Annotated in this window: 11 protein-coding genes; 2 read left to right on the forward strand and 9 right to left on the reverse strand. The window is 40.4% G+C overall.

Annotated elements, in window-relative coordinates; genetic code table 11:
* Positions 1 to 8: 8 nt before the first annotated feature.
* Complete coding sequence (locus tag AQPE_RS16430) at positions 9 to 935, reverse strand: carbohydrate kinase family protein (RefSeq protein WP_318347582.1); 927 nt, start codon at positions 933 to 935, stop codon at positions 9 to 11.
* Between the two features lie 279 nt (positions 936 to 1,214).
* On the opposite strand from AQPE_RS16430, the gene AQPE_RS16435 reads away from it, so the two are divergent.
* A complete protein-coding gene (locus tag AQPE_RS16435) occupies positions 1,215 to 1,847 on the forward strand; it encodes an acyl carrier protein phosphodiesterase (RefSeq protein ID WP_318347583.1) in 633 nt (210 codons plus the stop codon).
* Positions 1,848 to 1,892: 45 nt separating this feature from the next.
* Here AQPE_RS16435 and rodA read toward each other — a convergent pair whose 3' ends face one another.
* The 6 genes from rodA to purH all read right to left on the reverse strand — a co-directional run bounded on the left by rodA (position 1,893) and on the right by purH (position 9,291).
* Complete coding sequence (rodA, locus tag AQPE_RS16440) at positions 1,893 to 3,320, reverse strand: rod shape-determining protein RodA (protein WP_318347584.1); 1,428 nt, start codon at positions 3,318 to 3,320, stop codon at positions 1,893 to 1,895.
* Between the two features lies 1 nt (position 3,321).
* Entirely contained in the window at positions 3,322 to 5,157 is a 1,836-nt protein-coding gene (gene mrdA / locus AQPE_RS16445) for a penicillin-binding protein 2 (protein WP_318347585.1), read from the reverse strand.
* 6 nt (positions 5,158 to 5,163) lie between these two features.
* Positions 5,164 to 5,670: a rod shape-determining protein MreD gene (gene mreD, locus AQPE_RS16450; RefSeq protein WP_318347586.1), complete on the reverse strand. Its 507-nt coding sequence runs from the start codon at positions 5,668 to 5,670 to the stop codon at positions 5,164 to 5,166.
* Positions 5,667 to 6,497 (reverse strand): rod shape-determining protein MreC, encoded by an 831-nt coding sequence (gene mreC / locus AQPE_RS16455; protein WP_318347587.1) that lies wholly within the window; start codon positions 6,495 to 6,497, stop codon positions 5,667 to 5,669. Before mreC ends, mreD begins: the two co-directional genes overlap by 4 nt.
* A gap of 35 nt (positions 6,498 to 6,532) precedes the next feature.
* Positions 6,533 to 7,555, reverse strand: coding sequence for a rod shape-determining protein (locus AQPE_RS16460; RefSeq protein WP_318347588.1), 1,023 nt, complete (start codon positions 7,553 to 7,555; stop codon positions 6,533 to 6,535).
* Positions 7,556 to 7,701: 146 nt separating this feature from the next.
* A complete protein-coding gene (gene purH, locus AQPE_RS16465) occupies positions 7,702 to 9,291 on the reverse strand; it encodes a bifunctional phosphoribosylaminoimidazolecarboxamide formyltransferase/IMP cyclohydrolase (RefSeq protein ID WP_318347589.1) in 1,590 nt (529 codons plus the stop codon).
* A gap of 494 nt (positions 9,292 to 9,785) precedes the next feature.
* Here purH and AQPE_RS16470 point away from each other — a divergent pair, with 494 nt between their 5' ends.
* Entirely contained in the window at positions 9,786 to 11,039 is a 1,254-nt protein-coding gene (locus tag AQPE_RS16470; protein ID WP_318347590.1) for an ABC transporter permease, read from the forward strand.
* Positions 11,040 to 11,196: 157 nt separating this feature from the next.
* Here AQPE_RS16470 and AQPE_RS16475 read toward each other — a convergent pair whose 3' ends face one another.
* Together AQPE_RS16475 and AQPE_RS16480 are read right to left on the reverse strand one after the other, a co-directional pair.
* Positions 11,197 to 11,658: a hypothetical protein gene (locus AQPE_RS16475; protein WP_318347591.1), complete on the reverse strand. Its 462-nt coding sequence runs from the start codon at positions 11,656 to 11,658 to the stop codon at positions 11,197 to 11,199.
* 11 nt (positions 11,659 to 11,669) lie between these two features.
* Positions 11,670 to 12,311 (reverse strand): hypothetical protein, encoded by a 642-nt coding sequence (locus AQPE_RS16480; RefSeq protein WP_318347592.1) that lies wholly within the window; start codon positions 12,309 to 12,311, stop codon positions 11,670 to 11,672.
* Positions 12,312 to 12,374: the final 63 nt, after the last annotated feature.

Raw genomic sequence — 12,374 nt, forward strand, 5'->3', positions numbered from 1 at the left:
TTAAGTATTTACTGATGAAACCTTACTGAATTCCTGTTGTGGGGAATTACCATAAAGTCGAGAATTTCTTCTTTACTAATAGGCGAAGTTGCTCCGGTTGTTGTGGCTACCATTGCACCAGCAGCATTTCCAAAACTTAGGGCTTCTTCTATAGGACGGTCATTCATGTAATAATGAACAAATCCGGCAGAGAAAGCATCACCTGATCCAACAGTGTCACCCAAACTAATTTGGTATCCTGAATCGTAATAGAATACGTCATCATTGGTCAGGCAGAATGCACCATTCGATCCAAGTGTGCATAGAATAATCTCAAGGTTGTATTTTTCAATGGTTTCCTGCGCCAGTTCTTTCAGATTTTCATGCTTTAAATTCAACAAATTCTTAGTGATCAGTAGTTCTTCGTCATTCGTTTTCAGAATGTTTGCCATTTTCAGGCTTTCTTCGATGCTGGCCGCTGTGTAACAGTTATTTCGCAGGTTTATATCCAGGAATTTGACTACATCCGGAGACTCGTGTATCAATTCGCGCAAGGTGTTTTTTGAAATTCCATAACGTTGAACCAAAGTGCCAAAACAAACGCAGGAGGCTTGGCTAAAGGCATCTATCATTTCAGCATTAATCTCAATATGGTCGTATGCTACATCAGTAATAATGTTGTAGTCGGCATTTCCAAAGTTGTCGATCTTCACTTTTACTGAGCCAGTTGGAAATTCGTAATCAGTTTGTATGTTTTCATCTGAGACCCCTAGTCTTTTGAGTGCTTCACGGGCTTCTCTTCCGGCTTTATCGTTTCCTACTTTGCTGAGCAAAGTGCCATTGTCGCCGAAAGAATTAATCCGGTAAATAAAGTTAGCAGGCGCTCCACCCAAGACCTTTCTGTTAGGAAGAAGGTCCCAAAGTAACTCACCAAATGCTGCAATTTTCTTCGGCATATTTTCATTTTTAAAACGCCGGCAAGTTAAAAAAAAATCAAAAAACGAAGTAGACTTAATCAGTTTACTTTTAAACTAACAATTTACATCTTTGTCTGTTGTTATTCTTGACAAAGCGAAAAAGAATGGAGCATTCAGAAATTTTAAATTGAACATTTTTATCTGACAAATGACCTTTACGTCATACTCAAAGTTTTATATTTTGTTTGTTATTTGCTGAAGTTTTGATTGTGATTGATGTAGGTAGGTTAAAGTCTTTATGAATACTTCGGGAAAACTATGAATTATTTGGCTCATATTTATTTATCAGGAGATTCCGACGAGATTTTGCTTGGGAATTTTATAGCTGATTATGTGAAAGGGAATAAATATCTTGAGTATCCGGAACAGGTGTCGTATGGAATTCGTCTTCATCGGAGCATCGACTTGTTTACCGACCAACATCCGCTTGTAAAAGAATGTATGAATATGCTGAAGCCTGGTTATGGTCGCTATGCCGGAATTGTGACAGATGTTTTTTTTGATCATTTTTTGGCTGCTAACTGGAATCAGTATTCAGAATGTACTTTACGGCAATTTTCGAAACATGCGCATGCCGTTTTTTTATCCAATTTTTTACTTCTTCCATTTCGGGTCAAGCAGTTTCTGCCTTTCCTGATTCAGCACAAACGGCTCGAATCGTATGCTCATCGGGATTCGATGTTTCAGGTTCTGGAAATCATGTCGCGTCGGACTTCTTTGCCGGCTAACAGCGAATGGGCGATGCAGGTTTTACATCAGGAATATGATCAGTTTGATGCTTTATTCCGCAGTTTCTTTGCTGAAATGATTGACTATGTCGAGACTGATTTTGGAATCATTATTTTGCGACCCGAAATCAAAAGACCAATAATAGAACTTCGGAGAACCTAAAATTCAGATTATTCGGTGAATCAGTCGCTCAATAATTCAGTTCCTCTAGAAACTCAATTGCTCAAATCTGCTGGCATCGAGTCTGATGAATACAAATAAAAGTAAGGTGAACGACCAAAGAGAAGAACCTCCGTAACTAAAAAAGGGGAGAGGTATCCCAACAACCGGGGCGAGGCCAATGGTCATCCCGATGTTTATTGCAAAGTGAAAGAAAAGAATTGAGGCCACACAATATCCATAAACCCGGCTGAATTTGGAACGGTTACGTTCGGCAAGATAAATGAGCCTCATCAGTAAACCAAGAAATAGTCCAATAACAGTTACTGAACCTAAAAATCCCCATTCTTCGCCAACGGTACAAAAGATAAAATCGGTACTTTGTTCAGGCACAAAATCGAATTTGGTTTGAGTTCCCTGAAGAAAACCTTTCCCAAAAAATCCACCCGAGCCGATCGCAATTTTTGATTGGTTTACATGGTATCCTGTACCATGAATGTCGGTCTGAATTCCCAGTAATTCGTTAATCCTGTTTCGTTGGTGTTCTTCCATGATGTTGTGGAATACATAGTCGACCGATACCGAGAAGAGAACACTCCCAAGGTAGATGCCAATTAGAATAGCCAAGCTACGCTTGTGCAAAAGAATAGCCCAGGTGAAAAATAACCCGGAAGTAATTATGGCTGCTACCAGGATGAAAAAGACAGAACTGACAGAACCGCCTAAAATTGAATTGAGAAGCCACAGAGAACCGAAAATGCCTGTAAATACTGCAATCCCAATCAAGGTGCGCTGCAATTTCTTTTTCAGCAAATAATTAATTAAGAAAGCTGCAACGGTTAAAATGATGATCGTAGGAAGTGGATCTAACACCATGGTTAAAATGAAGACCAGGGCAATCAGGAAGGTAAAAAACAAAACGATTCCGTTAAGACCTTCACGGTAAAGTACCAAAAGAAATACTCCAAACACGATTGCAGAACCGGTGTCGTTCTGCAAAAATATGAGGCCAACAGGTACGAAAAGAATACCCGCCATTGTCAGTAAAGATTTCCAACTGTGCATTTTGAAGTTGTACGAACTGATATATCGGGCAAGGGCAAGCGATGTTGCCATTTTCATAAATTCGGATGGCTGGAGTAAAAATCCTCCAATCTGTATCCACGATTTCGCACCATTTATGGTCGTGCCAATAAATGGTACCAATATCAATAAAAAAATGATGGCGATATAAATTGGGAAGGCAAAAGCTACAAAGAACTTCGAGTCAGTGTTAATCATCAGTACCGCAATGAAAATCGCAGCACCAATCCACATCAACTGTTTGCCATATTGCTGGGTCGAATCGAAAATGCTTTTGTGCTCTTCATTATAAACAGCGGCATAAATATTTATCCAGCCAATAAGCATCATGGCCAGATATATGCCTATGGTTATCCAGTCGACATTTTCCCAAACGTTGTTTTTCTTTTCCACCTTAAAGTTTCTTTTTTACTTCAACAACATTTAACAAGTCGGTTTCAATCAGTTTTTGCTCCAATTCTTTATGTTTTGGGGCTATTGAGTCATTCAGGTATTTTTCCATAAGTAACCCGGCGATAGGAGCAGCATAAGTTGCCCCAAAACCTGCATTTTCAATGAAAACGACTATGGCTATCTTGGGATTATCCTTAGGTGCAAATCCGACAAAGGCCGAATGGTCCGCTCCATGCGGGTTTTGTACGGTACCTGTTTTTCCGCAAACGATGAAATTATCCTGCTTTACGGTGTATTGCAATTTGGTTTCTGCGATTACAGCCTGCATCCCTTCAATTACAGTATTGAAATGTTCAGGACTGATATTAACCACTTTTTTTTCGTATTCGAGTTTGTGAACTTCTCTATTGGCATCCTGAACAGCTCTTACCACGTGTGGAGCAATGTAATACCCCCGGTTGGCGATCATTGCACACAAGTTGACCATTTGCAGCGGTGTCGCTTCTATTTCGCCCTGTCCAATAGCCAGCGATCTGATGGTCATTGCATTCCAGTGTCCCGGAGTGTACCATTTGTCGTATAGGCTCACTTCAGGTATACTTCCTCTGTTTTCGGAAGACAATTCAGGATTGAGCTTCGTGCCAAAGCCAAAGCTGGTTATGTAGTCGCGCCATACCTGGTAACTTTCTGCTGAATTCGATTTGTGGCTCATGATTTCCCTAAAGGCATTCCAGAAAAATGAATTACATGATTCGCGAATACCTTCACGAATGGCTAACGGACTTACGTGGCTGTGTGTGCATGAAATGGGTTTCGATCCTTTGCCGGAACATGAGAACCGGTCGAATGGCGTAATGGCATGCTCCTCAAGAGCAATCAGCGCGTTGGCAAGTTTAAATGTTGATCCGGGAGGGTAAAGTGCATTTACGGCTCTGTTCCACATTGGTTTAGTGATTGAGTCGCGATCCATAATACTGTAATTGGCACTTCGCTGGCGGCCAACCAAAAGATTGGGATCGTACGAAGGAGCACTGGCCATGAGTATTATTTCACCGGTTGATGGTTCAATCGCAACAATGGCTCCACGCTTGTTGGTCATCAGTAATTCAGCGTAGGCCTGCAGGCTGGCATCCATTCCAGTCATCAGGTTCTGCCCCAGAATAGCAGTGGAGTCTTCCTTGCCGTCGTTGTATTTCCCTTTAACGCGGTTGTGTACGTCAACCATCGATTTGGTTATTCCTTTAATCCCGCGCAGCTCTTTTTCATAGGCTTTTTCCAGACCACTTACACCAACGTAGTCTCCCGATAAGTAATAAGGATCATTATCGATGATTCTCTGGTTGACTTCGCCAACATAACCTAATACCTGGGCCGCACTTTTACTTGGGTACTCACGTAAGGTTCGCGACTGTACAAAGAAGCCAGGGTATTTGTATAATTTTTCCTGAAGTGGGGCATAAATATCAGGCGAAATCTGGCCAACAACAATTGAGGGTTTATAGCGTGAATATTGTTTTGCCTTTTTGATCGCGTCCCTTAATTCAACCCGGTCGAGTTGAACGATGTTACACAATTCGGTTGTATCAAAAGTCTTTACTTCACGTGGAATCATCATCAGGTCGTAGGCAGCTTTATTGTAGACCATCAGTTCGCCTTTACGGTCGTAAATAAGTCCTCGTGCTGGGTAGATTGTTATAAACCGAAGTACATTGCGGGTTGCAAATTGCTTGTAGGTTTTGTTGGTAATTTGAATGGAGAATAGTCTGAGAATGAAAATCACACCAACCCCAAGCATGATACCTGCAACAATAAGCTTCCGTTTAGAAAATGTATCCACCGCAATTTAGTTTTTAAAGACAATGAATTGACTGCCTAATATAATGATGATCGAAAATATACTGCTGAGAATCCAGCGAAGTAAAGTTTCGAAAAAGTCGCTAAACGAAAATGCCTCAGCAAAAAAGAGAAATAAGTGGTGGATTAAAACGGAGATGACGGTGTATTTAATAAAACTGGCAAACCCAAGTTGGGCCATGCTGGGCATGGTTCCTTTTTCGATGAGTTCGCGCGATGAAACTAACTGAGCAATTCCAGGGCGCAAAAATCCTAATAAAACAGTTGCACCGGCATGGATTCCCGGCGTATTTCCGAAAATGTCAATCGAAATGCCAAGGATAAACGAAATTCCAAGCAGAAAATACCCCGGAATAGTAAATGGTAGCAACAGAATGAACAGAATATATATATATGGATTAACCAGTCCGCTGAATTGGATGTTGTTCAAAATCAGCACTTGTACCAGAACAAGTACGAAAAACATAATAACGTATTTCCCCAGATCTTTTATCATTCACCTACGTTGTTAGATTCAAGTCTTTTCAATTCGTCCTGCTTGGTATTCTTAACAACTTCCACATATTTCAGGGTCCTGAAATTGGTCGAAAGTTCAACTTTAATGTTGTAGAAATTCGTTCCGCTTTCTACATCGAAATTTTTAATGGTTCCGATCATAATTCCTTCAGGAAAAATGCTTGAATAACCACTGGTTACCACAGTATCTCCAACATTTACAATGATATGAAACGGAATTTCTTTCAGGTCGGCCGTATTCGCATGTTCGCCATCCCATACCAAGGCTCCGAAATAATTATTTTTGTTGATTTTGGCCGGAATACTCAAGCGCTTATTCAGCAACGATAATCCGGTTGAATAGTTTGGCGAAACATTTGTAATTACGCCAACGACGCCGTCGGCGCTAATAACTCCCATGTCGGGCTTTATACCTTGCCTTGAGCCTTTATTCAGAGAAATGTAGTTGAATTGCTTGTTTACCGAGTTGCTTATTACTTTTGCTGATGTAAAATAGTAGGCAGGTGCATCCACCGTATCAGGTCGGTTAATCGGATATTTTTCCTGATTCCTGATCCTAAACTCAAGTTGTTTGTGCAAGGAGGCATTTTCTGCAGCCAATCGGGCATTGGTCCGGCTCAGGCTGAAATAGTCGTCAAAATGACTGAACCGCTCATAAAGAGTTCCAACAATATCGTTACTGGAATTAACAAATGCTACCCGTTGGTAATTGTTGAGACTGACTATTAAGGAAAACGAAATTGCCTCAAGAACCAGAAACATCATTACAAAATAATTTCGTAGTAAGAAACGAAATAAACTTCTCATTTTAATTTGGAAGGTTTACCCCTTCCTTTTCAGTTTTATCTGATCAGGAAAGAGAATTTATTTACATTCTTAAGTGCGATACCGGTACCACGAGCAACTGCACGCAACGGATCTTCGGCAACATGAAACTGGATGTTGATTTTATCGGTAAATCGTTTGGCCAATCCACGCAATAAAGCTCCACCACCTGCCAGCCAAATTCCACGGGCAACAATGTCGGAATAAAGTTCCGGAGGCGTTTGTTCGAGCGCGCTCAAAATGGCTGTCTCAATTTTATTGATCGATTTTTCAAGACAGTGAGAAATTTCCTGGTATGAAACAGGCACTTCAATTGGAAGGGCTGTCATTTGGTTTGGACCTTGAATTACATAGTCAGCTGGTGGATTGTCGAGTTGCGACAAAGCCGATCCAACATTGATCTTAATTTCTTCTGCAGTGCGCTCACCGATTTTGATGTTGTGTTGATGACGCATGTATTCCATGATGTCAGCAGTCAAATCGTCGCCAGCAATACGGATTGATTTATTCGTAACCAAACCACCCAGTGAAATTACAGCAATTTCGGTAGTACCACCACCGATGTCAACGACCATGTTTCCTTCAGGAGCTTCAACATCTAGCCCGATACCGATAGCGGCAGCCATTGGTTCATAAATCATATAAACATCGCGTCCCCCGGCATGTTCCGAAGAGTCACGAACAGCACGGATCTCAACTTCGGTTGATCCGGAAGGGATGCAAACCACCATCCGAAGCGAAGGTGCAAAAAAGCGTGACTTCGGATTCATCATCTTGATCATTCCCCTGATCATTTGCTCTGCAGCGTTAAAGTCGGCAATTACTCCGTCACGCAGCGGACGTATTGTTTTCAGGTTCGCATGCGTTTTTCCCTGCATTTGCCGGGCTTTTTCACCTATTGCAACAAGCTTTTCAGTTTTTAGGTCAATGGTAACGATCGATGGCTCGTCAACAACAATTTTATCGTTGTGGATAATAATGGTGTTGGCTGTTCCAAGGTCGATTGCAATTTCCTGCGTTAAAAATGAAAACAATCCCATTTGTATGTCTATTTTTCTTTGTTTAAAATTTTAATTAACAGTCGTTTGACATGTTAAAGCAGTCAATAGTCATTAGTAAAATGTCAATGGTTGAAGTCTCTGGAAATATTTCCTAATGACTATTGACCAATGGCTAATTTCTGATTTTAGTGTTTGAAATGTCTCACTCCTGTGAATACCATTGCAATGCCAAATTCGTCACAGGCCGCGATTACTTCTTCGTCGCGAATACTGCCACCAGGTTCTACAATGTATTTTATCCCGAATTCGTTGGCAGCTTCAACGCTGTCTCTGAAAGGGAAAAATGCATCTGAGATCAATACTGAATCTTCAATACGAATGCCTTCTTTTAGATTGAATCTCGGAATGGTTAATTGGCGCAAACTATCTAGTCGGTTGGGTTGTCCCATTCCAGCTCCGGTGAGCCAGAAAGATCCGTCTGGATTTTGTGTTACCAGGGCAATCGCATTACTTTTTAAATGTTTGCAGGCGGTAATGCCAAATTTCGACAGATTCATTTTTGAATTGTCAAATTGTATTTTTGTTACATTTTTGAATTCAGTTTCCAGACCTTCGTCTTCATCCTGAATGAGTAAACCTCCACTGATCGAACGGTAGAGTTTCTCTCCGGCAATTTCAGGTTTTACAGGGGTTTCCAAAACGCGAAGGTTTTTCTTTTTGCCCAGCACTTCCAGAGCTTCAGGAGTGTAGCCAGTCGCAATAATTATTTCAACAAATCGTTTATTGAACCATTCGGCTATTGTTTGGTCAATCTCTCCGGTAAAACAAACGATACCTCCGTAGGCGCTAACCGGATCGCCAGCCCAAGCCAGTTCGAGCGATTTCAGAATATCATCAGTAACAGCAAGTCCGCATGGATTTAAATGTTTGACTACCGAAACGGCAATTTTATTTGCTAAATGAGTTACTGAATGGAAGGCGTCACTCGCTGATTTCCATGCAGCATCGGCATCGAGCATGTTGTTGTACGAAAGGGCTTTCCCTTGCAATACTTTTGCATTCGAGAGTGTAATGTCTGAATTTGTGTTGTTGAATTTGAAGAAAGTAGCCGACTGGTGAGGGTTTTCGCCATAGCGTAAAACCTGTCCGTCGTTAACACTAATGCGGGCTTCTTCTGATTTTTCGCCGTTAAAATAATTGAAGATGGCGCTATCGTAATGCGATGAAGTCGCAAAAGCTAAACGTGCAAATTCTTTACGGTCGGCAAGTGAAGTTGCTCCTTCTTTTTCGATGAGCAAATCGAGTAGTGTCTGGTATTGGTTACGAGATGATACAATAACCACATCGTTGAAGTTTTTGGCAGCAGCGCGAATCAGCGAAATACCGCCAATGTCAATTTTTTCAATGATGTCTTCGTCTGATGCTCCTGAAGCAACGGTTTCTTCAAATGGATAAAGGTCAACAATAACTAAATCGATTTCAGGAATTTCGTATTTGGCAATTTGTTGCTGGTCCCCTGTATTGTCTCTGCGGTTCAAAATTCCGCCAAATACTTTTGGATGAAGGGTTTTTACACGTCCTCCCAGAATTGAAGGGTAACTTGTAAGTTCTTCTACCGCAATAACGGGAGTTCCAAGTTCTTCAATAAACGATTGTGTTCCACCAGTTGAATAGATTGTAACGCCTGATTCGTCAAGTCTTTTAACAATCTGATCTAACTTATCTTTGTGATATACTGAAATTAACGCCGATTTAATTGTTTTTAAGTCCTTCATCAATAATCCTTTTGTATTTTGGGCTCAAAGATAATAAAACACCTTGATTTTTTCCTCTACCTATCTTACTAATTAAGCTTAATCTAACATTTATAATTAGATTCTAATTTCGATGATGCATCTTTGACGCACGGGTATAAATATCTTAACGGACGGATCGCTTCTTTGTTATAGAAAAGTAAAAACAAATATAAAGCTGACAGTGAGATTTATTCAGATAACGGGTTTGCAGCACTGTAGATATTTATGGTCTGGTTTTATTCTGAACATTTCTCTTTTGTATTCATTTTGAGTGGGTTGAGGTTGGTTGGCAGATTATCCGATTTTATTTCCTGCAATTTTTCAAATTATCTGTAATCATTTCAGAAATCAGTAACTAATTTTTCAGATTCCGGAAATTCCGGTTTCGTTTTTGACTTACTTTTGGTTTTTAGAAAGCAATTGCTGTTTCTGTTTCAGGATTGTTTTATATTTACTTTTCAATTCGGGGAAATATGCTTTTAACCAGATTAATAATAGAGAGTTTTTCATTTGCCTTTGGATCGCTCAGAGGAAATAAGTTACGCACATTTCTTTCGCTATTGGGAATTACCATCGGAATTTTTGCCATTATTTCTGTTTTTACGGTGATCGATTCATTGGAAGGATACATTCGGAATAGCCTGAATTCGTTGGGCAGCAACATGGTTTACATTCAGAAATGGCCATGGGCTCCGCCTGAAGGTGAATCGGAGTATCCCTGGTGGAAATACATGAACCGGCCCGTGCCTACCATGGAGGAAGCCGACGAATTGGCTCGTCGTTCGAAGAACATCGAGGATGCCGTGTATTTTTTTGGTTTTAACCGTACTGTACAGTTCGAAAACAGCAAGGCTGAAAATACCGAGATTTTGGCAACCACTCACGACTTAATTAATACATGGAGTCTCGACATTGAAAAAGGGCGATATTTTACCGAGTCAGAGTCGAACTCCGGAGCCAGTCTGGCTATTTTGGGCAGCGAACTTGCTCTTAAACTTTTCGACAAAGAGGACCCCATCGGTAAAATGATTAAAATTCAAGGTCACAGGTTACAGGTTATTGGTGTTTATTTGAAGAAGGGGACTGATATGTTCAATACCAGCATGGATAAGCGGGTTCACATTCCGGTTGTTTATGCCATGAGCATGGTTGATGTGCGCGATCGCGACCAGGGTCAGGCCATTAATATAAAGGCCAAGCCTGACGCCGATCATGATGAATTTGTTTCTGAAATTGAAGGAACGATGCGTTCGCTTCGGCGATTGCGACCTTTGGAAGAAAACGATTTTGCAATTAATGAAGTGAGTGTGATTTCGAACCGTTTCGATGCATTTTTTAAGGTCTTCAATTTTGCCGGATGGATCATTGGCGGTTTCAGTATTCTGGTAGGTGGTTTCGGAATTGCCAATATCATGTTTGTATCAGTTAAAGAACGAACAAAAATTATAGGAATTCAAAAGGCCCTTGGAGCCAAGAAATATTTCATTCTGCTTCAGTTTATTTTTGAAGCAGTGGTGCTTTCTTTGGTTGGAGGTGTTATTGGACTTATCCTTATATTTATAGGCACACTCATCTTTAGCTATGTTGCTGATATGACGATTGCCTTGTCCATGGCCAATATCATTTTGGGCTTAACCATTTCGGGTGTCATTGGCATTCTGGCCGGGTTCATTCCTGCCCTTTCGGCTTCGCGGCTCGATCCGGTTGAGGCGATGAACAGCATTTAATAGTTCGTTAAGCTTATCCATTATGCTTCGACTCCTTTGGCGGGTTCAGAAGCCAGATATTCAAAAAACAAGTCAGGGTTTCACTCCAGAAGTGAAACCCTGACTTGTTTTTTGAGGGGATAGTTAGTATAGGATAGTGATTAGCGGTAAGCAAATTTCAATTGGACGAATGCGAATGGTTATACATGTAATATCTGAATAGAATGTTGTAGATAATCAGATAAAAAATCATAACTCCCGACGAAACAATGAAAATTGCCAGACCATAAATCAGGAATATACAGCAAATCCACAATAACAGGGTAATAAATAAGGAATTATACAATGCTTTTATCCTGAACAAATTTAATAGTTCTGATTCATTCATTTCTTTTGAAAAAGAAATGATAGTTATTCCTGCAATTAAAAGTACAGTTGACAATTCGTCCAGAATATTGGTTTGCGCCCAAACAAAGTATCTTGTTTCCATGTAGGCACTCACCATTGCAAAGATTCTGATGTTGAAGAGATCAGGTTTCCCTCCTCGGAAATACAACCAGGCACAAGCCAGTGAGACCAGAATTGAAATCAGTCCGTAAAATCTTGAGCGGTGCGAAAACAGAAGCAATTTGGGTTCCATTGATCCTGTTATCAGTTTTGATTGGCGCTTGAAACTCCAATTGTTTTCGAAGTGCCGTCTTCAAACAGTAATTTTACTCCAACGATGCCAAATTTATGATTATAAATAAACTCTGTCCCTGCATATCCAGGAACATTTCGCCCAGTTTCTTTTACTTTTATTGTTTTGATGTACATTCCGCCCCAATAATAGGTGTCTTCGTTTGATACTTCTGTGACTTCTCTTTTAATCGTGCTGCCTCCGTGATTAAGTGACCAGGTATCTCCAACTTTTGCATCGTTTTTTACAAGCGTTAATGTACCTTCATCAAATACAGTCTCCATACCCTCTGATGTGATTTTGCAATTACAGTTACAGGACACTGTATTGCCCGAAACAGTTACATCTTTAGATGTTTTAAGTAGATTAAGATAAGTCTGATTGGTCACAGTTCCTGTATATGTTACTTTTGAAATCCCATTGGAGAGATCTGTTACTTTGGCAGAAACTCCGGAAATGCCAGATGGAATTCCAGATAACTGAAATGTGTTGTTCACACTTCCGATGGCTGATTGGGTGCCGCCAAGCGAACCTGCATCGTCATCTTTTTGGCAGGAAGTAAACGTTGCAATAACGCTAAGCACGATAACTAGCGATAAAATTTTTGGTTTCATAGTAATTGAATTTTGGTTGTTGATTTTTTTGTATTGTATAGTATGGTTACATTTGAGATAAAA

It is taken from the genome of Aquipluma nitroreducens, assembly GCF_009689585.1.
Lineage (GTDB): Bacteria > Bacteroidota > Bacteroidia > Bacteroidales > Prolixibacteraceae > Aquipluma > Aquipluma nitroreducens.